24 protein-coding genes and 1 tRNA gene are annotated in these 22001 nt (G+C 45.6%); 7 read left to right on the forward strand and 18 right to left on the reverse strand.

The window, feature by feature from the left end; translation table 11 throughout:
• Positions 1–69: 69 nt before the first annotated feature.
• Entirely contained in the window at positions 70–2265 is a 2196-nt protein-coding gene (locus ACLWBD_RS10050) for a heavy metal translocating P-type ATPase (RefSeq protein WP_413568089.1), read from the reverse strand.
• A gap of 130 nt (positions 2266–2395) precedes the next feature.
• Here ACLWBD_RS10050 and ACLWBD_RS10055 point away from each other — a divergent pair, with 130 nt between their 5' ends.
• Positions 2396–2812 (forward strand): hypothetical protein, encoded by a 417-nt coding sequence (locus tag ACLWBD_RS10055; RefSeq protein WP_413568090.1) that lies wholly within the window; start codon positions 2396–2398, stop codon positions 2810–2812.
• Here ACLWBD_RS10055 and ACLWBD_RS10060 read toward each other — a convergent pair.
• The 8 genes from ACLWBD_RS10060 to queA form a co-directional block, all read right to left on the reverse strand.
• Positions 2809–3375, reverse strand: coding sequence for a DUF366 family protein (locus ACLWBD_RS10060; RefSeq protein ID WP_413568091.1), 567 nt, complete (start codon positions 3373–3375; stop codon positions 2809–2811). The two genes, ACLWBD_RS10055 and ACLWBD_RS10060, sit on opposite strands and share 4 nt — an antisense overlap.
• On the reverse strand, positions 3375–4073 hold the full coding sequence (queC, locus tag ACLWBD_RS10065) for a 7-cyano-7-deazaguanine synthase QueC (RefSeq protein ID WP_413568092.1): 699 nt from the start codon (positions 4071–4073) through the stop codon (positions 3375–3377). The genes ACLWBD_RS10060 and queC overlap by 1 nt, the downstream gene beginning before the upstream one ends.
• Positions 4070–5800, reverse strand: coding sequence for a single-stranded-DNA-specific exonuclease RecJ (gene recJ, locus ACLWBD_RS10070; RefSeq protein WP_413568093.1), 1731 nt, complete (start codon positions 5798–5800; stop codon positions 4070–4072). The genes queC and recJ overlap by 4 nt, the downstream gene beginning before the upstream one ends.
• A 10-nt stretch (positions 5801–5810) precedes the next feature.
• Positions 5811–6743, reverse strand: coding sequence for a protein translocase subunit SecF (secF, locus tag ACLWBD_RS10075; RefSeq protein ID WP_413568094.1), 933 nt, complete (start codon positions 6741–6743; stop codon positions 5811–5813).
• 10 nt (positions 6744–6753) lie between these two features.
• Complete coding sequence (gene secD / locus ACLWBD_RS10080; protein WP_413568095.1) at positions 6754–8448, reverse strand: protein translocase subunit SecD; 1695 nt, start codon at positions 8446–8448, stop codon at positions 6754–6756.
• On the reverse strand, positions 8448–8786 hold the full coding sequence (gene yajC, locus ACLWBD_RS10085; protein WP_413568096.1) for a preprotein translocase subunit YajC: 339 nt from the start codon (positions 8784–8786) through the stop codon (positions 8448–8450). The genes secD and yajC overlap by 1 nt, the downstream gene beginning before the upstream one ends.
• A gap of 67 nt (positions 8787–8853) precedes the next feature.
• The gene (tgt, locus tag ACLWBD_RS10090) at positions 8854–9969 is read right to left on the reverse strand and encodes a tRNA guanosine(34) transglycosylase Tgt (RefSeq protein ID WP_413570733.1); all 1116 of its coding nucleotides are present in this window, start codon (positions 9967–9969) and stop codon (positions 8854–8856) included.
• Entirely contained in the window at positions 9966–10985 is a 1020-nt protein-coding gene (queA, locus tag ACLWBD_RS10095) for a tRNA preQ1(34) S-adenosylmethionine ribosyltransferase-isomerase QueA (RefSeq protein ID WP_413568097.1), read from the reverse strand. The genes tgt and queA overlap by 4 nt, the downstream gene beginning before the upstream one ends.
• Before the next feature lie 129 nt (positions 10986–11114).
• On the opposite strand from queA, the gene ACLWBD_RS10100 reads away from it, so the two are divergent.
• A complete protein-coding gene (locus tag ACLWBD_RS10100) occupies positions 11115–11963 on the forward strand; it encodes an EamA family transporter (RefSeq protein ID WP_413568098.1) in 849 nt (282 codons plus the stop codon).
• Positions 11964–12096: 133 nt separating this feature from the next.
• Here the strand turns inward: ACLWBD_RS10100 and ACLWBD_RS10105 are convergent, their stop codons facing one another.
• The 7 genes from ACLWBD_RS10105 to ACLWBD_RS10135 all read right to left on the reverse strand — a co-directional run bounded on the left by ACLWBD_RS10105 (position 12097) and on the right by ACLWBD_RS10135 (position 16728).
• Positions 12097–12687 carry an outer membrane beta-barrel protein gene (locus tag ACLWBD_RS10105; protein WP_413568099.1) on the reverse strand — a complete coding sequence of 197 codons (591 nt, stop codon included), beginning with the start codon at positions 12685–12687 and terminating at the stop codon, positions 12097–12099.
• A gap of 38 nt (positions 12688–12725) precedes the next feature.
• Entirely contained in the window at positions 12726–13271 is a 546-nt protein-coding gene (locus ACLWBD_RS10110; RefSeq protein WP_063206726.1) for a hypothetical protein, read from the reverse strand.
• Between the two features lie 68 nt (positions 13272–13339).
• The gene (locus tag ACLWBD_RS10115; RefSeq protein WP_063206725.1) at positions 13340–13594 is read right to left on the reverse strand and encodes a hypothetical protein; all 255 of its coding nucleotides are present in this window, start codon (positions 13592–13594) and stop codon (positions 13340–13342) included.
• Positions 13595–13834: 240 nt separating this feature from the next.
• On the reverse strand, positions 13835–14401 hold the full coding sequence (locus tag ACLWBD_RS10120) for a hypothetical protein (RefSeq protein WP_063206724.1): 567 nt from the start codon (positions 14399–14401) through the stop codon (positions 13835–13837).
• A 3-nt stretch (positions 14402–14404) separates the two neighbouring features.
• Positions 14405–15463: a DUF748 domain-containing protein gene (locus ACLWBD_RS10125; RefSeq protein ID WP_413568100.1), complete on the reverse strand. Its 1059-nt coding sequence runs from the start codon at positions 15461–15463 to the stop codon at positions 14405–14407.
• A gap of 69 nt (positions 15464–15532) precedes the next feature.
• Positions 15533–16111, reverse strand: a complete 579-nt coding sequence (locus tag ACLWBD_RS10130; protein ID WP_063206722.1) for a hypothetical protein — start codon at positions 16109–16111, stop codon at positions 15533–15535.
• A 26-nt stretch (positions 16112–16137) separates the two neighbouring features.
• Positions 16138–16728 (reverse strand): BON domain-containing protein, encoded by a 591-nt coding sequence (locus ACLWBD_RS10135; protein ID WP_413568101.1) that lies wholly within the window; start codon positions 16726–16728, stop codon positions 16138–16140.
• Positions 16729–16933: 205 nt separating this feature from the next.
• Here ACLWBD_RS10135 and ACLWBD_RS10140 point away from each other — a divergent pair, with 205 nt between their 5' ends.
• From ACLWBD_RS10140 to ACLWBD_RS10150, 3 genes are all read left to right on the forward strand, one after another.
• Positions 16934–17692: a BON domain-containing protein gene (locus ACLWBD_RS10140; protein WP_413568102.1), complete on the forward strand. Its 759-nt coding sequence runs from the start codon at positions 16934–16936 to the stop codon at positions 17690–17692.
• A gap of 15 nt (positions 17693–17707) precedes the next feature.
• The gene (locus tag ACLWBD_RS10145) at positions 17708–18286 is read left to right on the forward strand and encodes a type 1 glutamine amidotransferase domain-containing protein (protein WP_413568103.1); all 579 of its coding nucleotides are present in this window, start codon (positions 17708–17710) and stop codon (positions 18284–18286) included.
• Positions 18287–18450: 164 nt separating this feature from the next.
• The gene (locus ACLWBD_RS10150) at positions 18451–18942 is read left to right on the forward strand and encodes a hypothetical protein (RefSeq protein WP_413568104.1); all 492 of its coding nucleotides are present in this window, start codon (positions 18451–18453) and stop codon (positions 18940–18942) included.
• 37 nt (positions 18943–18979) lie between these two features.
• Here ACLWBD_RS10150 and ACLWBD_RS10155 read toward each other — a convergent pair whose 3' ends face one another.
• Positions 18980–20110, reverse strand: a complete 1131-nt coding sequence (locus tag ACLWBD_RS10155) for a YbdK family carboxylate-amine ligase (protein ID WP_413568105.1) — start codon at positions 20108–20110, stop codon at positions 18980–18982.
• Between the two features lie 76 nt (positions 20111–20186).
• Positions 20187–20615, reverse strand: a complete 429-nt coding sequence (locus ACLWBD_RS10160; protein WP_413568106.1) for a hypothetical protein — start codon at positions 20613–20615, stop codon at positions 20187–20189.
• Positions 20616–20890: 275 nt separating this feature from the next.
• Between ACLWBD_RS10160 and ACLWBD_RS10165 the strand changes: the two genes are divergently transcribed.
• Together ACLWBD_RS10165 and ACLWBD_RS10170 are read left to right on the forward strand one after the other, a co-directional pair.
• A complete protein-coding gene (locus tag ACLWBD_RS10165) occupies positions 20891–21388 on the forward strand; it encodes a hypothetical protein (protein ID WP_063206715.1) in 498 nt (165 codons plus the stop codon).
• Between the two features lie 454 nt (positions 21389–21842).
• Positions 21843–21925, forward strand: a tRNA-Leu gene (locus ACLWBD_RS10170).
• The last annotated feature ends 76 nt before the right edge of the window (positions 21926–22001 follow it).

A 22001-nucleotide genomic window follows, 5' to 3' on the forward strand; every position in this document is an offset into this window, starting at 1 on the left:
TAAAGCGTTTCATCGACAGTGACACACGCCTTAGGACCATCTCAAAATAATCCCAAGGTACGGGTCGTTCTAACGACTGGACTGTATTGATTTTCTTTTCAGAAGCAATGAATTGCTGACGACGGACACAGAACTCATCGCCATAGCCGCTCCGGCAATAACCGGATTCAGCATACCCATTGCTGCGAGCGGAATTCCTAGAACATTATAGAAAAAGGCGAAGAACAAGTTCTGGCGAATTTTCTTTAAAGTCATCTCGGAAAGCTCAATGGCTTGAACCACAGACTGAAGATCGTTTTTCATTAAAGTGACATCCGCAGTTTCAATGGCAATATCCGTCCCTGAAGACATCGAAAAACTAACGTCTGCAACTGCTAAAGCCGGAGCATCGTTGATCCCGTCACCCACCATCGCCACACGGTTTTTCTGACGCTTCAATGCAACAATCACACTCGCCTTATCCGCAGGCTTCACGCTGTGCTTGAATTCTTTAATTCCCGCTTGAGCAGCGATTTCTTTCGCCGTGCCTTCATTATCCCCAGTGAGCATCATCACGCGGATGCCTTTTTCCTGAAGTTCGGCAATGGCTTTCTTGGAAGTTTCACGAATCTTATCCGCAACAGCAATATAACCAAGTACGCGTGAGTCATCGGCTAGGGTCATAACCGTCTTCCCTTGTCCCTCTAGACGGGAAAGGGTTTCTTTGTTCAAAGAATATTCCGGAGCCACCCAATGCGGACGACCTAAGCGCATTTGTCGCCCTTCAACCACACCTTCGACCCCCTGACCCGCGACGGATCGGAAATTCGTCACGGCAGGTAATGACGGACCATGCTTTTTGGCTTCATCAACAATAGCTTGAGCCAAGGGATGTGAGGAACCCATTTCAAGACTTGCGGCCCAACGAAGTAAATCCTCTTGAGAGCCTTGAGTTACCACCACATCCGTCACCTGTGGCTTACCTTCAGTGATAGTTCCCGTTTTATCTAAAACCAGGACTTTGATTTTTTCGGCAAGCTCCAGAGCTTTGGCATCGCGGAATAAAACTCCGGCTTGAGCTCCCTTACCAATTCCGACGACGACTGCTGTCGGAGTCGCTAAGCCCAAAGCACAAGGACACGCAATGACTAACACAGAAACTGACGCAATAAATGCGGAAGTCAGATCCCCTGCAAGGAACCAAGTCGCGAAGAATGTAATGATACTTATAAGAACAACGACAGGAACAAAGACGCCTGAAATTTTATCAGCCATTCTTTGAATCGGAGCTTTCGAACCTTGGGCCGTTGTTACGATCTTAATGATCTGAGCTAGTTGAGTTTTACTTCCTACACCTGTCGCTTTTATTTTAAGTGTGCCTTCTTGATTCAGTGTCGCCGCATAAACGGCGTCACCCGCGACTTTCTGAACAGGAATACTTTCACCCGTCAACATAGACTCATCGATGGAGGATTCCCCGGAAGCGACGATACCGTCGACTGGAACACCTTCTCCGTTCTTCACCACAACAATATCGCCGGCTTTCAAATCAGACGTCGCGACTTCGATAATCTGCCCATCCTTTTCAACGAAGGCTTTCTTTGGCTGCAAACGAAGAAGACTTTCCACGGCCTCGGAAGTTTTTCCTTTAGCTCGGCTCTCCATTAATTTTCCAAGAAGAATCAAAGTGATAATCGCGGTGCTGGCCTCGAAGTAAACGTGTTGATCCTTCCAGTTTAGAACTGTCACCACGGCACTTAAAAGATAAGCCATAGATGTTCCTAGAGCGATTAAGACATCCATATTGGCACTTTTAGATCTTAAGGCAAAGAAGGACCCACGATAGAATCTCCAACCGATCCAGAACTGCACCGGGGTCGCCATGATCAACTGCACCCAGCGCGGGATAAACTCGTGATGCGCTCCTGTGAACATCCAAACCATTTCGATAAGAAACGGGATCGTCAGAACTAAGGAAATAATAAAATGACGAAGTTCTTTTTTGTATTCTGCTGCCGCCTCTTCTTTAAATTTGGAGGATTCTATTTCGTTACTGACTTCATAAGCTTGATAGCCAATATCCTGAATGGCTTTTAAAAGTTGAGAAACATCGGTATTTCCTAAGAACTCGATGTGCGCTTTCTCGGTCGCAAAATTGACCGAAGCTTTAATATCTGGAAAAGAATTGAGGGTCTTTTCCACCTTGGCCGCGCAATTTACGCAGGTCATACCCATAAGTTGAAGTTCAGTTGATTTTTCAGTTTGATCTAGTTTTTCAGCATCCATTTTAAACCTGCCCGCCTTCTGAACTGTGTTAGGAGACCACCCTGGTTTTAGTGACAGAAATAAATATTTAGATTTATGTCACAAAACCCACGTCTCATTCCTAGAAAGACTGATAAATGAGGAAAACACTATGAAATTACTCTCTCTATTGATTCTGACACCATTTATAGCCCTAGCCCATGGCGAAGACAAGGAAGGCCCTCACGGCGGACATATTCGCATGCCCGGAGCCTTTCATACCGAGCTTATGTTAGATGAAAAACAAGACGCCCACATTTTTCTTTTAGACATGGAATTTAAGTACCCTACCGTCAAGAATTCTAAAATCGAGGTTTCTGCCGTGAATGGAAAAGACAAAGTGGATTTTAAGTGCTCCGTCATGGGAGGAAATCACTTTCACTGCGTGCCTACGAAGAAGTACCCATTAAAAGGCGAACTGAAAGTAAAAGCCGTGCGTGATGGCGCTGTTGGAAACGAAGTCAGTTACAAGCTTCCGTTGCCTAAACTCGCAGAAGAAAAACCTTCTTCCGCTCACGATCACCACTAAGAAACAGGGCGCACTTTCTGTGTGGCCACGACGATTGATTCAAACTCTTTTTTAAATTTCGCCATGAGGTCCTCGGAAACTTTTCGAGGATCTAATTTCAAGTCCTGCAAAGACAAGGTTTTTACCGGCGTTCCGTCATTAGTGATATTCATTGCAAAATGCACCATCACCGATACGGGCGATTTCGTAGCAATGCTGATACTCAGCTTGCGATCATCCAGGTAAATATCATCCCCCTCACGCACCAACGACTTACCCACCAAAGCAGAAGATGCGGCTTGTAAGTAGTCACGCGTGATCGAAGCAAAAAGCCTTTGCAAAGCCACGCCTGAAAACAAATCACGATCAAAGACTTCGATGATGAAATGAAGCATTTCATCGCCTTTGATCTCCGCTTGTTCTAAAAGATCTTCTCCATCCACCATGTGATCAAAAGAGATGGAACAAGCTCCCTGCCAAGAAACAATCGAAGGTCCTAAAACCTTATGATCCAGATAAGCAAATAGGGAATGCAGCTGAGTTCCATCGTAAGGAAATTTCTTTTCGATAAAAAGTGTTTTCATTAGTAATCCTTAAACAGATGTTTCACATCCACATTCGCCGACGCGAACGCGCGCTTAGAACGTTGGCAAGATTCACACTGCCCACACCACTGCTCTCCAGAGAAGTAACATGGCCAGATCATCTCCCAAGGAACTTTCAATCCATGACCTAAACGAACAATATCGGTTTTTTTCAAGTGAACCGTATAGCAACCCACCGTCACATGATTTGATGTCGAATAGTGCAAAGCTTTCGTCGCCGTATCCATAAACTCTTTGGAGTTATCGGGAAAAGTCGCCGCCTCTTCCACATTGAATCCGGGAATAACGGCCGTCGCACTTAAAGCTTCTGCGTAAGCCGCTGCGATATTTAAAAAGATGCCATTGCGATTAGGCACCCACACGGACTTCGCTGATTCCTCCGATTTTTGCATATTATCGATTTCAACTTGAGCCCCGACCGGGACTGCTTGATCTTCAACTAACAAAGATGATTTGTTAAAATCTTTGAACCAAGGCAAATCCACCACTTTATGCGGAACCTTTAAGTGCGCCGCTAGTTTCGCGGCTGATTCGATTTCTTTCTGAGCGGCTCGCTGGCCATAGTTGAAAGTCAAAGCCAGAACGATTTCACGACCGTGTTTAACGGCATCAAAGGCATTCACCGTCGAGTCTAAACCCGCCGATAAAAGAACAACGACTTTTTTTGCTGGTTTCATGTGCTAGCTACCTTTAAATCACGAATAAGAATCTGCACGGTTTTCTGACCGGCATAGTAGTTCCACTGAAGCTCTCCCAAGATATGGTAAAAGCCAGGGACGTTTTGTAAAGTATCCAACTGACGAGGTGTCGGCGTAAACAACAGAGCTTCTGAAGAGGAGCGACCGTCAGGATCTGCGATTCTTAAACGCAGATGACCACCCTTTAACTCTCGTTTGGATAGAATTTGAATATTTGAAAAATGAATCAATGGGATGGCGAAGCCAGTACCGAAAGGGCCCACGAAGTCATACCACTTCATTAAAGGCGCCCCGACCTCAGAAAGCTTTGCTTCGACATCATAGAAGATCTCTAAAGGCTTCGGTTTTTCGCGAAGATCCGAAAAATGCCCGCTTAGTTTTTCAATGAAGTGAGCCACGCGAGTTTCCGCGATTTCAAATCCCGCAGCCGCCGAGTGTCCCCCGAAACGACTTAAGAAATCTTGAGCACTGGACATTGCCTCGACCAGGCAGGCTTCTTGCCCCTGCGGCAAACGCGCACTTCCCACAATCATGCCATCATCACCGACAGAGCCCACGAAGGCCGGCTTGTTATAAACTTGCGTGAGCTTCGTTGCGATAAGTCCGACAACGCCGCGATGAAAAGTTTTAGAAGCGACAAAGACAAAATCTTGATGAGGCCACTCTTTAAGTAAAGCTTGAGCTTCGATCTCGGCGTCATTTTGTAGCTGCACACGAGTGGAGTTATTTTTCATAACTTCACGAACCATGTTTCGCGCCTTTGCAGCATCATCTAAAAGGAAAATATCAATAGGTAAAACACCGGACTCCATACGCGAAAGCGCATTGAGTTTGGGTGCAAAGCGGATCGCGACGTCTTGGCTGGTTAGAGGACGATCCACAAGATCCAACTCTTCAAGTAAAGCTCGAAGTCCCGCTTTTTTGGTTTCAGCAAGCTTCATCAAGCCATGCTTCACTAAAACCCGGTTGTCGTCGACCAAAGGAACCATGTCCGTCAAAGTCCCGATCGTGAAATAATCTAGAACTTCTTTTAAATCCCAATTGTTTTTAGGGAGTTGCTCATGATCCTGAAAGTAGCGTTTTAATCCACGCAAAAGATAAAACGCCACACCCGCACCGCAAAGATAACCCATCTCGGAAGGACAATCCCCTTGATTCGGATTCACAACGACGTAGGCATTAGGAATGGTGTCAGCCGGCAAGTGGTGGTCCGTAAGGATCACATCCACGCCTAATTCTTTGGCGCGATTGACTGCGGCATGTGCGGTGATACCGACATCGACTGTGATGATAACACTCACGCCCTGATTATGAAGTTCTTCGACGGCCGCTACGTGAAATCCGTAGCCTTCCGAAAGGCGCTTCGGCTGATAGTGCAAAACTTCAGGAAAACCCAAAGCGACCATGCCGGTTTTAAGCAAAGCTAGACCTGACGTTCCGTCCAAGTCAAAGTCCGCATAGATACAGATTTTTTCTTTATTGAGATACGCCCGACCTAGGCGCTCAAGAGCTTGAGACATCCCCTTTAACAAAAGAGGATCTTTCAAGTCCGCGAGCTTTGGAAAAAGAAGCTTCTCCACTTCGGGAGAAGCCGCGAACCCTCGAGCCGCCAGAATCTTGCCGATGAGAGGCGGCCATTGCCCTTCGACTGTCGAGGGCACTTCCGCTTCTATCGTTAAATCACGCGACTTCCATAAAGGGTTCATTCCGTCCTTATTACGCTCTGGCTTTTTTAAGGTTCAACTTTTCCATCAAAAGTACCAGCGGCGCTGCTACGTAGATAGAAGAGTAAGTTCCGAAGAAGATACCCACGCACATTGCGAAGGCGATATCTTCAACAGTTCCGTCTGCAAAGATGTACAAACAAATCGCAGATACAAACGTCGTTCCCGAAGTGATCAAAGTACGAACCAACATCTCATTGATAGATCTGTTGATAATGAAGCCAAAGCCTTTATCGTGATAATGACCTTCAGTTTCACGGATACGGTCAAATACAACGATCGTATCGTTCAGAGAGAAACCAATCAAAGTCATGATCGCGGCAAGAATAGCTACGTTCACTTCTTTACCTACCGCCACGAAAACAGCCAATGTGATAACTGCATCATGGAACAAGCAAAGAACTGCGCCCGGAGCAAACTTATAGTCGAAACGAAGCGCCACGTAGATCAAGATTACCAGCAAGCAGTAGAATACCGCAAGGACACCATTACGTTTCAACTCGGCACCCACCTGAGGTCCCACTGTGTCGACACGACGGATGTCAGGGCCTTGAGAGGCAAACTGAGTTGTGATCACGTTACGGATTTTCCCAAGATCTGCATTCAAGATCTCGTTCGTCTCTTTATCTGTTTTACCAGTGCGGCCTTGGAAACGAACGATGTATTCGTTGCCTTCACCGAAAGACTGAACACCGACTTCACCTAGCTTAAGGTCATCGATAGATTTACGAAGATCTTCGATAGTCACTGATTGCGCGAACTTTACTTGGATCTCAGTACCACCTTTAAAGTCGATACCATAGTTGATCCCATTCACCGCAAGGTAGATCAAAGATGCAATTGTCAAAATTAGGGAAATGCCACCGAACAACCAGGCTTTTCCTACAAAATCAAAACGTCCAAAAGAATCATTTTTAATAGTCATGCTGCACCTTCTACACTGCCAACTTTTTAACTTTAAATTTATGAACCAAAAGATCCACGATGACTTTCGATACAAACACGTTTGCAAACATAGAAGTCACGATACCGATCAATAGAGTCACAGCGAAACCACGCACAGGACCTGTACCGAAGTACAACAATACAACCGCAGTTGCTGCCGTTGTTACGTTGGCATCGATGATCGCCGACATCGCGCGGTGATAACCTTCTTTTACCGCCACATTCAGGCCGTGCCCCAAACGAAGCTCTTCTTTAATACGCTCGTTGATCAGAACGTTCGCATCGACCGCAAAACCCACCGTCAACGCGATACCCGCGATACCCGGCAAAGTCAGTGTGAAGCCCATGCTTGTCATCAAAGCAAACAACGCAAGAACGTTGATACCTAGTGAAAGACTCGCCACCGCGCCCATAGCTTTATAGTAAGCCAGCATGAAGATCACGATGATCGCTGCGCCCACATAAGAACCCAATTTAGCTTTATCAATCGCATCGGCACCCAATGTTGGACCTACGCGACGCTCTTCTAATTGCTCCAAAGATGCTGGCAAAGCACCCGCACGAAGAGCCGTAGAAATCATTTTCGCTTCATCCATCATACCGTTACGGTCACGGCCACCACCTAAAGTGATCACCGCTTGGCCGCCAGCAATACGGTCACGAATGCTTGGAGCTGATTTCACAACTTTATCCAAAACAATCGCCATCTGTCTGTTGACGTTGTTGCCAGTGAGGTCCGCGAATTTATTAGATCCTGCAGAGTTAAAGTGCAAAGAAACTTGAGGAGCACCATATTGGTCGTAACCAACGAAAGCGTCATCCAAAGCGTCTCCGCCTAAGTCTGTGTCTGTTTTAAGAAGATACGGCATGGCGCCCGCTTCCATTGTGGTCGCGTTCGCTGACTTTTCAAAGTAAATCACAGATTTCGCTGGAAGCTTTGATGCAAGATCTGCATTCAACTTCGACACGTAGTCCGAGTACTTCATTGTCGTCATGCTATAGTTCCCTGCTTTTTCAGCTTCAGCGATCATCGCTTGCAGTTCTTGCGGGGATTTTTCGTTAGAAACGATCATGAAATCTAACTTAGCTGTTGTATTGATCAACTGCTTTGCTTTTTCAGCATCTTCCATACCTGGAAGCTGGATCAAGATGCGGTTCGCACCTTGTTGAGAGATTGAAGGCTCTGCCACACCGAATTCATCGATACGGTTGCGGATTGTTTCAATCGCTTGTTGAATCACGCGGTTTTTATAATCATTCAAGTAAGCATCGAAGTAACGAGTCGTGATAGAAGTATCCGTCGAGCTTATCACTTGAAGAACTGTGGAGTATTTATCCGTAAGGAATTTTTCCACCGCTGCCTTACCCGCAGCATCGCTCACGTCGATAGTCACTTCACCCAAGTTTGGGTTTACAGATTTCACGTCTTTAACAGGGACATTTTCTTTTTGCATGTCCGCTTTCATTGAAGTGATAAGACGGTGCGTGCTTTCAGAAACAACGCCATCTACGTCCACACCCATAACCAAGTGCAAACCACCTTGGATGTCCAAACCGTAGTTCAGCTTTTGTTTCGAAGGCCACCATGCCTTTTCACCGAAATTAACAACGTTTGGTAGTACCCAAACGATGGCTGCCGCCACTCCTAGTGCTGCGAGAATAGATCTCCAACGAAGTCCTTCCATTATTTCTTTTCCTCTGCTGTTGCTGCCTTCTGAGATGTTGCAATCTGACTGCGAAGCATTTTTACTTTAACGCCGTCAGCGATTTCCAAAGTTACGAATTGGTCTGTGATGCCTTCCACGCGACCCAAGATACCAGATGAAGTGATCACTTCATCGCCACGTTTAACTTCTGACAAAAACTTTTGGTGATCTTTTTGTCTTTTGGCTTGAGGACGGATGATGAGGAAATAGAAAATAACGAAGATGAAGATAAACGGCACAAACATTTCAAAGGCTGAGGGTTGAGTGCCTGTTGCTGTTTGTGCATGAGCTGTGGATACTAGAAGTCCGAATAACATGATTCCTCCAAGTTAATAACTGACAGTAAAATTCAGCATTATTCTTGAGAAGAATCAATATTTTAGTCTAGCTGTCCTTCTTTGCGAATCGCGTCAAGCAGTCGTTGCGGAACTCTTCCCAACGGCCTTCCTCGATGGCTTTACGCGCACGTTCCATCAATTTCATATAGAAATAAATATTGTGAATCGTGTTCAAGCGAGAGCCTAAAATTTCACCACTTAAGAATAAGTGACGAAGGTAAGACTTCGTATAATTGCGGCAAGTATAACAATCGCATTCTGGATCTAGAGGCGAACTGTCCTCACGGTATTCGCTGCGCTTGATACTGACTTTCCCTCTCCAAGTGAAGATGGTTCCGTTACGTGCCACTCTTGTAGGCATGACGCAGTCAAACATATCAATGCCGGAATCAATCGCGATAATCAAATCTGTCGGAGTTCCTACTCCCATCAAATAACGCGGCTTATTTGCTGGCATTTTCGGAGCCACATTCGGCAAAAGTTCGTGCATCAAGTGAATCGGCTCACCCACGCTGAATCCGCCCAGGGCGTAACCCGGAAGATCCACGGAACAGATTTGCTCCATGCTTTTCAAACGATGCTTCAGGCTTAAACCACCTTGAACGATACCGAAAAGCAGACTTTCCTTACGAACCATAGCATCGCGCGAACGCAATAACCAACGGTACGTCAGAGCCATAGATTTATCGATCTCTTCTTCGGTGGCGGGATATTGAAGACATTCATCAAATGCCATGATGATGTCGGAGCCTAAATCCATTTGGATTTCCATGCTCTTTTCGGGAGAGATGAAATGCTTGGCTCCATCCAAATGAGAGCGGAATTCCACACCCTCTTCAGACATATTACGCAGTTGCGACAAAGAGAAAACTTGGAAGCCGCCAGAGTCCGTCAAAATCGGACCATGCCAGTTCATGAATTTATGAAGACCGCCCATTTTAGCGATCGTCTTTTCACCGGGACGCAAGTGCAAGTGGTAGGTATTTCCCAAAACAACTTGAGTGCCGCACTCTTTGAGTTCTTCAGGAGTCATGGCTTTCACGGTGGCTTTTGTTCCTACGGCCATGAACACCGGAGTTTGCACCGGACCGTGCGCCGTCATCAGCGTGGCACGACGTGCGTTGCCCGCAGTTTGATGAACTTTGAATTCGCCTAAAGTCATTGTTTTGTTTCCGTCCAGCACGAGAGATCTCCGTATGAAAAGAGTCGGAACTTTCGCTCAATAGCCCAGTGATAGCAAGCTTTTACTGTTTCTAGGGAAGAAAATCCAGCGACCAGGGCTAAGAGCGTGGATTGCGGTTGGTGGAAGTTCGTTAAGAGGCGATTGACGACTTTAAACTGATATCCAGGTTGAATTAAAAGCTTCGTAAATCCACGGAAACCTTCTTCTGGATTTCCTTGCAAAAGTCCGTTCCCCACACTTTCTAACGAACGCGTGGTCGTCGTGCCTAAAGACCAAACTTTGTGACCTTTTTTACGAGCGTTATTCACGACCGCCCACGCAGCCGCCGAAACTTCCACGTATTCTTCGTGCATGTCATGATCGTTCAAGTCTTCCGCAGTGACCGGCAAAAAAGTGCCTAAGCCCACGTGCAAAGTAACTTCGCAAAGAATGACGCCCTTGGCTTTTAAGGCCTCCATGTCTTGTGCAGAAAAATGCAAACTTGCCGTGGGAGCTGCAAAACTTCCCGGATTTTTTGCCCAAGCCGTTTGATACCAGGACTCATCAGCCTCTACAGTATGGCGCTGTTCACGCGCCTTTTGAATATAAGGTGGCAAAGGCAGTTCCGCGACTTTTTGGAAATAATCTTCAGTGACTTCCTGATTCAGGCGCACTTTTTGGGGACGACCTTTTTCCACTAAAGTCATGGTAACGCCCAATGGAAGCTCGAGACTAGAGCCGACTTTATATTTTTTTGAAGGAAATAAAACTTCCCAGTCTACGGAACTTGTTTGTTTAAGAAAAAGAATTTCGACATCGCCAGCAAACACGCGGCGTTTTAAAACGCGCGTATTATTAACAACAAGCACGTCCCCTGCGGGAATCCGTGACATCAACTCTTGCATAGTGATTTCTTGCGGAACTCCCCCTTCCACCCACATCACGCGAGAAGGCCTTTGCGGGGAAGTCGCAATCAATTCTTCAGGAAAACTAAAATCTAAATCTGCCAATTTCATGAGCCCCCGTTCATACCATATTTTGAAGGTGCCTGCTTCTTTTTTGGGTCTACAGCGCATCATTGATGCAGCGTAGACCCAAAAAAGAAGCAGGCACCTTTCGGGAAAAGCAGGTATGGTGGTTTTTATATGGCTATGGGTCCTTTATTGCTTATTGGTTCGGCTTTTTTACATGCGGGATGGAATGCCTTAGCTAAATCCTCGCAAGATAAAGAAAGCTTTCTTTTTCTCACGATTTTATTGTCGGGGCTTTTTACTTTTATGACTGTGCTCGTATTTGGCCAGTTGGAGTTTCCAAATAATACGGTCGGTGCCCTGGGATTTCTTTCGGGAATTTTTGAAGGACTTTATTTCTTAACTTTGGCGAAAGCCTTGCGCACGACCAGCCTAGGAAAATCTTATAGCATCATGCGCGGTGGGGCGATGATTGTCGTCTGGGTGATCTCGACCATCTTTTTACAAGAGCGCGCGGCTTTTTTACAATACTTCGGCGCATTTACAATTCTTGCCGGCATTTTTACTATGAATTTGGCGGGACGAACGAAAGACGATCTTTCGGTATTTAAGAAAGAAGATATTTGGTCTTATCTAAGCGCGGTGTTCATCGCCGGCTATCATTTGACCTACCATCAAGCTTTGGAAAGAGGCGCGGAACCGCGCACATTGTTTTTTATCGCGATGGTTGTGTCCCTGCCGTTTTTATTTTGGAGTATTCGAAAAAATCCGTTTGAAAGAATTCGCGACACCGTGAAAACAAAAGGTTGGACTGTGATCGCAACGGGAGCCGGCGCCACGGCTTCGTTCTTGATTTTCCTTTACGGCTTAAAGATTTCCTCACCAGGCTTCGCGATTTCTCTGCGCAACACTTCGATCTTCTTCGCAGTGATCTTTTCTTACTTCCTAAAAGAATCACTGACGAGAAAACAAATCCTCAGCGCCTGCGCGATCGGACTCGGCGCCTTCTTACTCAGTCTTTGAAAGGTGCCTGCTTCTTTTTTGGGTCTACAGCGCATCATTTGATGCAGCGTAGACCCAAAAAAGAAGCAGGCACCAAAAAAAGAGCCCTTACACTTCCTGTGCAAGGGCTCTTTAAACTCGCAGAAAACAGGTTTTATAAAGTCAGTGGCAATGAAATACTGACTAAACCTAATTTATTTTTCAATTTGTTGTCGATCTCTCCTGAGATTGGACCGGCTTGTTCAACCTTAGAGTCATCGTATTCAAGATCCATGTATTCAACGTTCAAGCTGACCATGAAGATCTTAAATCCAAGACCGACTTTGGGCCCCTTCGCTCCTGTGAACTTCACGTCCACACCACCGCTTTCATCGGGATCCAGTTCTCCGCCAAAGATGTATCCACCCCAAATGCGCAAACCGATGTGTGGCATTTGGCCTCCTAAGATCACCCCGTACAGAGACGACTTGGCATCCGCATCATAATCAGTTGCCGAGTGCTCGAACTTAGGTTGAGAGTAAGATCCATCTAGGCCTATGAAGAAGACTGAGTCATAATGATAACCCAACTTAAGATTCACACCCAACCCCTTCGTATTTCCAGTGGAATCTCCAAGTGGTGCCGGCCATTCTAATTCGTTATCACCTTTTTCATAAGTGATACCGGGTTCAATGTAAAAGCCAGCGTAAGATTGTGCGGATACAAGGAAACCTAAAACCAGCATTAGTACACTCAGATTTCTCATGTGAGCCTCCTTCACAGGTGTCATTAATTAATAAATCACTATTCCATGTAAACCATGATCACAGCTTTAGAAGCTTTCGCTTTTTGACCAAAGAAACCCGTTTCGTCCTGTGTTTTAGGAGCTGAACCGCTTTGCTCTAGAGCTGTTTTTGTTTTTTCAGTTGGTGTTTTGAAGAATTTTTGAAGTGCGTTGGGTCTTTCAGTCATGTTGTAAGTATTGACGTCATTCACTGAAAGTTCTTTTTTCACGAAAGACTTAATGTTCTCGCCACGCTTCTTCGCAAGATCGATATCAGACTTCGACGCTTTCGTGTCTTTCGCAGGATATTCGCGGTCAGCCCACGCTGCCACTTTCAATTCGTCGATCTTGCCGCTTTCTTTTGCGGATTTAATCAAGCCGCGGATTTCTTCTTTTGCCGAGTCGTTCAATGCCGATTGACCTTCATCAAAAGAAATTTCTGTAACCATAGATGCGCCCAAGTTTTTAGAAGCTGTTTCTGTTTCAGAGTCAACAGCTGCTACTGCCTTCATTGAAACCAAAGAGAGAAATGCTAAACCTACTGCTACTTTGTTGATAGTTCTCATTCTGAACTTCCTTTCCTTGATAATCAGAGAAGGCCCCACCACGGGGCCCTATCTGGTAAAACTACAAATTAATGTCTAACGTTTGTCAGAGCGTGAGCCGCCCATATTTTGACTTTGGTTTTGATTCGGACCCGTGGATCCTCGTTGATTTCCGGAGTTTGATCCCTGTTGGTTGGATTGACCGGTTTGGTTGGGATTTCTGGATTGGTTCCCTTGTTGTTGATTTGATCCTCCTTGCGAATTTCTGGACCCTTCCCCGAATTTGAGGGGTTGACTGGAATTTCCGGTTTGGGAACCGAACTGTTGTGGTTTTTGCGATCCATTATTAGTACCTCTTTGTTCAGGGCTTGTAGAAGGCGTCATGCTTTCTCCTTTTGTTTAATCGCAGTCACGACCATACGGGCTGCACATTCACTAGAGCAGGAATCAGACCAAACGAAAAAATGATTGAGATCGAATATAAAAGAATTAAACAGGAATTTTTCGACAAGCAGCCCAAGGTGCCCCAGAGCTTGCGGGGAAAATTTCCGCATGGGCTGCTTAAAGAATTGCAAGAATGAAAACTATTCTGTGATAGCCATCACGATGGCTTTTGAAGCTTTCGAAGGAGTTTTAACTGCAGTGTCTGTTGTGGGAACTCCCGCCACTTCCAAAGACTTTTTTACGCGCGCGTCAGATGTGTTCAACATCTCCTGCAAAGCATTGGGTCTTTCTGCCATACTATATGTTTCGACATCGACACCTTTACTCGCCCCTTCGATGTACTTGCGAATGGCCGTATTTCTTTTCTTTACAAGCTCCACTTCAGCTTGTGAAAGCTTCTCTGTGTGAGTTGATGGGTATTCAGAGTCTCCCCATGTAATGACTTTAAACTCTTTGATCTCGCCTGACTTCTTAGCCTGATCCATGACCTGTAAAATATTTTTTTTCATTCCGTCTGACAATGTCGCTGAACCTTTTTTGAAAGCAAACTCTGTCACGTATGAGGCTTCCTCTTCAGCTGCCACCTGTTTGGCTTCAATGCTAGGTCCCGCCGCCGCTGCTGTTTTCTCAGCCTCTTTCTTTTCATCCGTGGCACAGCCAAATACAAATCCTGAAATTAAAAGAAGAGACATCAGCTTCACGTTCATAACTTACTCCTTTTTTTCATTTGTGTTCTTATTCATTTTATATTTATTTTCCAGGCCCGTAGGCAGCTCCTTGGTATAGCCATGGGCTAAAGCGCTGCTCACAATGCCACCTTTATCTAAATTGAGTGTCCCTTTTTCGTAAGAAAAGTTCACCATGGTGGCGACAGTTTTGTCGGACTTTCTGCTAAAGATCAAATTGGCTAACTCTCCTGAAATTTCTATGCCGAAATGTTTGATGCCTTGAAAATCTTTTTTATTCCCCACAGCCTGCATGTCTTTTACAAATGGTTTTATATACCCTTTGAGTCCATTGTTTTCTCCTTTGACCTCGGCGTACACATCCATTTTTCCACCGGTAAAGTTGAGAGGAAGTTTATGCGTTAAGAAAGGATTGAGCGAAGTAATATCGAACTCTTTGGCTTCAAAAGAAAGAAGCCATTCTGCGGGTGTTTTCCACTGATTGACTTCACCCACGGCGTACATAGTTGCGGAGTCTTGCAAAACGGCCTTAATCTTTGCCAAAGTGAGAGGATCTTTTTCTGTTGCCGTGGCATTGCTTATACGTCCGTCGATCTGGGTGATTTTAATCTTAAGCTCTTCCGGAAGACCTTTCATATCAGCTACGGCAACTTCTGAATTTTTAATATCGACGCGCGAGATGCGAATCGGTAAAACTTTTTTTCCCAACTCTTGCGTATCTTTTGCCGAAGCTTCCGCGTTCTTCTTTACGGCCTCCAAAAGCTGATCATTTAAATCAAACTTCATTCCTTCAACAACGATATCAGTTCTAAGATTTCCTTGAAACAAATCTCTCCATGCTAAAGAGACGTCTATATATTCAATCTTTAGAAAGCTGAGTGGTGGATCTTTAATTTTTGCTTCAATGGCCTCTAAACGATAAGCCCCGCGCAGAAAACTCAGGCTTAAGTCATCTGCGCGAATCAAAAATACCTTTGAGAAATCCCCCATGAAGACGTTCAATGGATAAAGAATCATGTAAGGAAGGGCTATGCGAAAGACAACGAGCAGGCAGATGATAATTATGAGTGTGCGTTTTTTCACTGCGGGCCTCCGAGGACGTTCTAAAAAGAAAAAGACCCCCTCTGGTCGAGGGGGTCTTTAAAGAACAGATTAAATCTGTGATGAGCGGTTCATATTATTAGCGCGTTCTTCAGCCGATTTTTGGCTGACCTCGCTAGAGCTAGAGACATCTTTAGCTCCACACGATTCAAGAATGCGTTCTGCTTTATCCTCCCAATCTGAATCATCGACGTGAACAGAAAGAAGAATGCCGCCCTCTTTAACAAATTTCTCATAACGTTTGGCTTCGTATTCTGGAATACCGATACCGACCAAGGCTCCGGCAACGCCACCAACGGCACCACCGACTCCCAGTCCGGCTAAAGCCGCCATGATAGGGCCTGCGGCAACAAGTGGGCCGAACGCAGGAATGGTCGCAATCGCGCCAATACCCGCAAGCCAACCTAAAGTACCGCCGACGACAGCACCTGTACCGCTACCAATTGCCGCACCCTCTGGTGCCTTGGTTCCTTTTTCATGAGCAAATGTAGCTGTGTCACCTTTATCTGGCATCAACACAGAGACATCCTCGGGGCGGAAGCCTTCCATCTTCAAAGTGCTCACGCAGCTTTCAAGGCCGGAACGATTTTGAAAAATACCGAAGACCACTTTTCTTCCTTGTTTTGGCATAACCACCTCCTAGTAGTTGCTACAATCTAGTAGTTCGAAACTTCTGTCTGATTATCTACATTTCTGGCACCTTGAACGCCTTCAGCCAGTTCTTCAACACGAGCCTTTTCTTGATTCGTGGCAACCGCACCTTTTAAAGTGATGTTACCGCCTTCAGAAATCACCGTGATGTTTTTGGCACGAACTGAAAGACCCGGATCATTCACTAAAGACTGACGCACACGACGAGTCAAATCCGTGTCAGATTGACCAGTGCCTGCTTGATCCATCGCGGTCACACCCGCCGCACCTACCGCCGCACCACCCATCGCAGCTCCGGCAGAGCTTGATGAAGATCCGCTATTGCTTGGCGAACGTGTTGTTGCTGTAGAGCCTGAAGAAGAGACTTCAGAGGGGTCACGACTTGCTTCTGAAGTTGAAATAGTACGATCATAACTGCTTTCTTCTGCCGCTTGATTGACGGAAGTCGTATTCATGCTTTCCATTTCTTTTTCTAAAGCGCTGCCTAAAGATTTTGTGGCTGCTTCTGTGTCTGTCATGTTTTCTTTAACGGAAGTCGCCAAAGCAAGGGAAGAACTTAGTCCTACCGCCAGCATTGCAATAATACTTTTTTTCATAATAACCTCCAGTTGTTTCATCCTCGATTTTTGGGACCGTATTTATGATAGGCCAAGATCCATTTTCCCTCATCGTGTTTGATAGCAGTGAGTGCGAGCCTGGATGTGACGAATGTCACTAGATCATTCAAAAATGTAATGTGTTTTAGAGTGAATTCTATTTCATGCTGATGCTTTCAATAGCAATTCCCAGGAGGATATTACTATGGCACAACAGTCCCGTGGCTCTATGTATGGCCGCAACCAGGAAAATCGTCCACGCAAAATCGATGAGCGCGAAGATTGGTACGAGCGTGATCCTATGGATGAAAGATCCGGCTATAGAAACGAAGTTCCATTCTCTGAAGAACGCCGTCGTCTTCGTCGCGATGATCGTTCTGACTATTCCCGTCCGACAGAATATTATCAAAAAAGAAACTATGACTCCTCCTATGACTATACCGGAAGAGCTTACCCGCAACCGCGCTATCAGGGCTCCTCAGAGTACCGTGAAGAACTTGACCGAGCTTACCGGCAAAACTCCGGTGAACAGAACGTCAACTCTCCGGCCTATGCGCCCTCCTCTGGATTCATTGGTTCTTCCTCGTCATCCAGCTACTTCACAAGTCAACAAGAAGGCCAAGGTCAGCATTACGGAAAGGGTCCGCGAGGCTTCACTCGCTCTGATGACCGTATCAAAGAAGAAGTGTGCGAGATGCTGACTCGACACGGACAAATCGACGCTCAGGATATTGATCTTGAAGTGGACAACGGCATCGTTACGCTTACCGGGACGGTGCCGGAAAGAAAAATGAAACACCTCGCCGAGGACTGCGCCGAGCACTGTTTAGGTGTGAAAGACATTATTAATAATATACGTGTAAAAAAAGAAGGTGAAGAGAGCAGCACCACTCTGCCCTCCTCTACCACCGTTGAAAAAACAACTTCCAAAAAAGGAAGAACATCTTCAACACCAAGACACTAACTCAAGGAGGCTTCGATGACACCCTCATTAAAAGGAAAAAACATTGCGATTCTAGCGACGGACGGATTTGAAGAGTCAGAACTTTTTGAACCCAAAAAAGCCTTGGACGACGCTGGGGCGAAAACCACCCTGATTTCTTTAAAAGAAGGCGAAATCAAAGGCTGGGCAAAAACGAATTGGGGAAAATCCATCAAGGTGGATTTAACAGTAGAAAAAGCAAGTCCCGATGACTATGACGGCCTTCTGTTGCCGGGTGGTGTGATGAATCCCGACAAACTTCGCAAGGAAAGCAAGGCTGTCGAATTCACTAAAAAGTTTGCGGAATCTGGCAAACCTATCGCCGCCATTTGCCATGGCCCACAGCTACTTATTGAAACAGGCATGGTGAAGGGACGTCGTATGACTTCGTACCCTTCCGTAAAAACAGATTTGAAAAATGCAGGTGCGACCTGGGAAGACAAAGAGGTGATTACGGACAACGGCTTAGTGACCAGTCGTAAACCCGAGGATATTCCCGCTTTCAATCGCAAGATGATCGAAGAATTTGCAGAAGGTCGTCACGTTCAAAGACCGGGAATTGACGCTTCTATTTAACTGTCACCTGTCAAATATGTAAAAAGCTTCCTTCTTCAAATGTAGGAAGCTTTTTTATTTTCCCCTTCCTTAGCAGAGCTTCTGTTCAAGATTTCTTGTCGGGGGTTTCAACAAAATACAAATAGCGAGACAATGAAGTCTGCAAGAATATCAAGGAGGTTTTTATGAAAACTCTACTTGTTGTCGCCTTAACTAGCCTCTTTGCAGCTAGCACGGGTATGGCACAAATGACGACGTCACCTAGTTCCACGGGAACTTCCACGGGCTCCACCACAAATGGAACCTCTGGAACAACCGGAGCAACTGGTTCTGTGACAAGTTCTCCTTCAGGAACAACTACGTCTACGACCACACCTTCCGGCACGACCACGGGTTCAGCAACAACCAGTACGACTGACTCAGGATCAACAATGGGAACTTCGACATCATCAGTAAGTGGTGCTCCGATGGGACCTCAAGGTGCGCCTACAACAACGAACACACCTCAGACATCACAAAACACAATGCAACCAGGACAAAGCGAGCTTGAACAATCACAGCTAGAAATGCAAAGAACTATGGAAGAAAATCAACGGGATTTGCAAAACCAAACAACTCCCACAACTCCTTCGACAACCACTCCATCTTCAACACCAGGTGGAACAAGCACCTTCTAAGGAGCGAAAACTCACGGGTGAAAACCCGTGAGTTTTTTTAGACTTTCAAATCATTTTCAAAATAATCACAAAGAGAGTCGACAACAGCTTCCAACTTTTGGCTTTGTTCAAAAACCAAACGCTGTTCCAAATAACTGGGCGACGCCATGTCTTTTTCAACAAGATCCTGAAGGTACTGCTCGTAGCGCATGGCAACCGCATCTTCTTTCATCTCGGTGATGAGATCCAGAATATCTTGGCGAACGGATTTGGTGTTGCCGTCGTTATCGATCAGCACCTCGGCATCAAGTCCAAAGCGCGACGCGCGCCATTTATTTTCGCGAATAAACCAATCTTGAGGCGTCGGTCGGCTTTGACCACTTTCAATTTTCTTTTCCAAATGACGGGCCAGTAAATGGATAAAAGCCACTAAGCGGCTGGTGCGACGAATGCCGGGAAGACCATCGCAAATACGAATTTCCAGAGTGCCATAGTTGGGACTAGGTCGTAGATCCCACCACACATCTTTAAAACTTTCGATGCTTTTACTTTTTGTCAGCTTATGGATGATGCTTTCAAAATCAGCCCAGGATTCCACCCTGCACGGATGGCCACCGGCGGGATGCGATTCAAAAATCGTAATGCGAGACGAAGCAAGACCGGTATCACTCCCGGACCAATACGGAGAACTCGCCGACAAAGCCAACATGTGCGGAAGATAATACAGAAACTCATTCATCATCTGAATGCAGCGATCCCCGTCTTTCATGCCTAAGTGGACGTGCAATCCATAAATCATCAAGCGACGGGCGATGTGTTGGTTGCGCTCGATCACGTATTCGTAGCGCTCTGAGGGATAATAAATACGATCTTGCCAACGCGCGAAGGGATGAGTGCCATTGGAAGAAATACGCGCTCCACTTTTTTGGCAAATGCGATGAAGCTCACGTGCGGAAAGCAAAAGTGTTTCTTCAACTTCCTGCACATTTTTGCAGATAGGCGTGTCGATCTCCAGCATACTCTGGAAGATTTCAGGCTTTAAGTGAGGACCGGGTAACGACCACTCATCAAGAATTTCTGGCGAAATCGGATAAAGATCTCGAGTTTGAGGTTGAACGATCTGCAATTCAACTTCAACCCCCAAAGTAAGGGACTCCGATTTTCCGAATGGAATATTTGGTATCGTCATAAATTCACCCTACGGGAAAAAATCGCCGTAGGGCAAATTTATATATATGAAAACGAACGATAACGCTCTGCTCGCGTTAATTTAGACCTCGGTCTAATTTGGAATTCAGGGGACTTTTATAACCCGATTTCAAAGATGAAAGATCTAACAAAGACCCATCCGCAAACTGACACATAGTGATCATCTGACCGCTGATAGCCTCAGCACGCACCGTTGTTGCATTCAAGCTTTCGCAAGAAGAAGCGGTTGAACTAACACCGCTTAAATAGGCATTTAAAGATAAAGCGATTTTCTTATCTGTCTTATAGACGAAGAACTCGTCCGCACCGACAAAAGAATTATCAAAAGAACAAGTCCACAAGAACTGATCTTTAGTTCCTTCAACAACCAAACCTTGAAAGAAACCTTCCGCTATACGACATACGCGCATCCAAGGATTAGGGTTCGCCATTGCCGCACTCGACGAAAAACAAAGAACCATCAAAATCAAAATTTTCTTAAACATAGGGTCCTCACTGTGTGAGGCACGTATACCAGTGATTTCGGAGAATTCTCAAGAGGTTTTGAAAAAAAGGCGGCCCATCCATAGGTCTTCGCAAACACTTTTCTGTAAAAAGAAAGAGTGTAAAGACCTTAGACACTCCTATAAGTGTTGCAATCCTCATTCACGGTTTTTGTGGTATTCCATCGCGGTTTCTTCTTACTTTAGCGATTCGGGGCGGTCTCTGGTAATATCCACCCTGTTTTAACAACCTCGAATGGATAATAAAGGAGACCCTTATGAAAATGCTTCTTTCGGCATTTATTTTTCTTTCTTCTCTGAACGTATTTGCTGCTCCCGCGCGTTCTCTTGAAGGCACTTACCAAGTGGCTCAAGGCTGCAAAGTTGATAACTCCCGAATCGGCGTTTTGCAACTTATGTACTTCGAAGGAACTCCTGTCACTGTCGAAACCGATTCCGCAAATGGAGTTTTGCTATTTACAGCAGAACACAACACCTTAGCATTGCCACTGACTTCAAGTTCAGAATTAGAGCACATGAACTTCGCAGACTATTATAAAAATTCAGAAGTGCGTGTCACTGAGAATGCGTATGCGATGCGAACAAAAGGTTCGGAATGGTCGACATGCGATAACTATCCATTTCCTGGAAGTCATCCTTGCCGTCGCAAATGGGATGATGCTGTCGGCATGAGCGTGAATGCTCAGGGTCAGTTGCTGATCCAATGGAAAATCGAGAACTCCAAAGGCACTTGTGTTCTAGAACGCCTGAAATAAAAAAATGGGGGAGGTCATCCCTCCCCCGGACTCACGAAGGGAACCACCAAACCTTCGAAGAGCCGCAGAATACATAGAATTTAAAACTCAATACTAAGAAGCCCTTTTATTCTTCACTTCCACCCTTTGGGGCCGGCGGGCTACTGTGACCCAGAGAGCGTACATCACGACTCCTGAGTAAAAGATGCAGAACATTGCTACGTCATGTAATTCAGTCATTGTCCTTCTCCTTTATTCGGCCTTCCCTGGCCTCGGAATCAAGCAGTGCCATCCTAGCGTCTTCTTGTTTCCGTCTTAAGAGCGTCCGTGCTCTTACTCATAGGACTGGTAGGCTACATATTCAGGTTAAAGATTTTTGCTAAAAATGTGTGCATTTTGAGGTCTAGGGGGTGATTTTATTGCGTATTGCAATATATTGACTCTGGGAAATGACAATGGTCTGATAAAGCCTCGCGCGCGGATGGTGGAATTGGTAGACACGTACGTTTGAGGGGCGTATGCGCAAGCGTGAGGGTTCAAGTCCCTCTCCGCGCACCACTAAATAATATTCCCAGAATAACTGAATAATTTTCCAGAATATCCGGAACAAGAAATCTTATCTTCCTGTTTAGTT

This window comes from Bdellovibrio sp. HCB117 (assembly GCF_047305915.1).
In the GTDB taxonomy this organism is placed as follows: Bacteria; Bdellovibrionota; Bdellovibrionia; order Bdellovibrionales; family Bdellovibrionaceae; genus Bdellovibrio; species Bdellovibrio bacteriovorus_B.

Coding starts and splice junctions, on each gene's coding strand:
- ACLWBD_RS10050 (WP_413568089.1), bottom strand. CDS start 2,265: ATGGATGCTGAAAAACTAGATCAAACTGAAAAATCAACTGAACTTCAA.
- ACLWBD_RS10055 (WP_413568090.1), top strand. CDS start 2,396: ATGAAATTACTCTCTCTATTGATTCTGACACCATTTATAGCCCTAGCC.
- ACLWBD_RS10060 (WP_413568091.1), bottom strand. CDS start 3,375: ATGAAAACACTTTTTATCGAAAAGAAATTTCCTTACGATGGAACTCAG.
- queC (WP_413568092.1), bottom strand. CDS start 4,073: ATGAAACCAGCAAAAAAAGTCGTTGTTCTTTTATCGGCGGGTTTAGAC.
- recJ (WP_413568093.1), bottom strand. CDS start 5,800: ATGAACCCTTTATGGAAGTCGCGTGATTTAACGATAGAAGCGGAAGTG.
- secF (WP_413568094.1), bottom strand. CDS start 6,743: ATGACTATTAAAAATGATTCTTTTGGACGTTTTGATTTTGTAGGAAAA.
- secD (WP_413568095.1), bottom strand. CDS start 8,448: ATGGAAGGACTTCGTTGGAGATCTATTCTCGCAGCACTAGGAGTGGCG.
- yajC (WP_413568096.1), bottom strand. CDS start 8,786: ATGTTATTCGGACTTCTAGTATCCACAGCTCATGCACAAACAGCAACA.
- tgt (WP_413570733.1), bottom strand. CDS start 9,969: ATGACTTTAGGCGAATTCAAAGTTCATCAAACTGCGGGCAACGCACGT.
- queA (WP_413568097.1), bottom strand. CDS start 10,985: ATGAAATTGGCAGATTTAGATTTTAGTTTTCCTGAAGAATTGATTGCG.
- ACLWBD_RS10100 (WP_413568098.1), top strand. CDS start 11,115: ATGGCTATGGGTCCTTTATTGCTTATTGGTTCGGCTTTTTTACATGCG.
- ACLWBD_RS10105 (WP_413568099.1), bottom strand. CDS start 12,687: ATGAGAAATCTGAGTGTACTAATGCTGGTTTTAGGTTTCCTTGTATCC.
- ACLWBD_RS10110 (WP_063206726.1), bottom strand. CDS start 13,271: ATGAGAACTATCAACAAAGTAGCAGTAGGTTTAGCATTTCTCTCTTTG.
- ACLWBD_RS10115 (WP_063206725.1), bottom strand. CDS start 13,594: ATGGATCGCAAAAACCACAACAGTTCGGTTCCCAAACCGGAAATTCCA.
- ACLWBD_RS10120 (WP_063206724.1), bottom strand. CDS start 14,401: ATGAACGTGAAGCTGATGTCTCTTCTTTTAATTTCAGGATTTGTATTT.
- ACLWBD_RS10130 (WP_063206722.1), bottom strand. CDS start 16,111: ATGCCAAAACAAGGAAGAAAAGTGGTCTTCGGTATTTTTCAAAATCGT.
- ACLWBD_RS10135 (WP_413568101.1), bottom strand. CDS start 16,728: ATGAAAAAAAGTATTATTGCAATGCTGGCGGTAGGACTAAGTTCTTCC.
- ACLWBD_RS10140 (WP_413568102.1), top strand. CDS start 16,934: ATGGCACAACAGTCCCGTGGCTCTATGTATGGCCGCAACCAGGAAAAT.
- ACLWBD_RS10145 (WP_413568103.1), top strand. CDS start 17,708: ATGACACCCTCATTAAAAGGAAAAAACATTGCGATTCTAGCGACGGAC.
- ACLWBD_RS10150 (WP_413568104.1), top strand. CDS start 18,451: ATGAAAACTCTACTTGTTGTCGCCTTAACTAGCCTCTTTGCAGCTAGC.
- ACLWBD_RS10155 (WP_413568105.1), bottom strand. CDS start 20,110: ATGACGATACCAAATATTCCATTCGGAAAATCGGAGTCCCTTACTTTG.
- ACLWBD_RS10160 (WP_413568106.1), bottom strand. CDS start 20,615: ATGTTTAAGAAAATTTTGATTTTGATGGTTCTTTGTTTTTCGTCGAGT.
- ACLWBD_RS10165 (WP_063206715.1), top strand. CDS start 20,891: ATGAAAATGCTTCTTTCGGCATTTATTTTTCTTTCTTCTCTGAACGTA.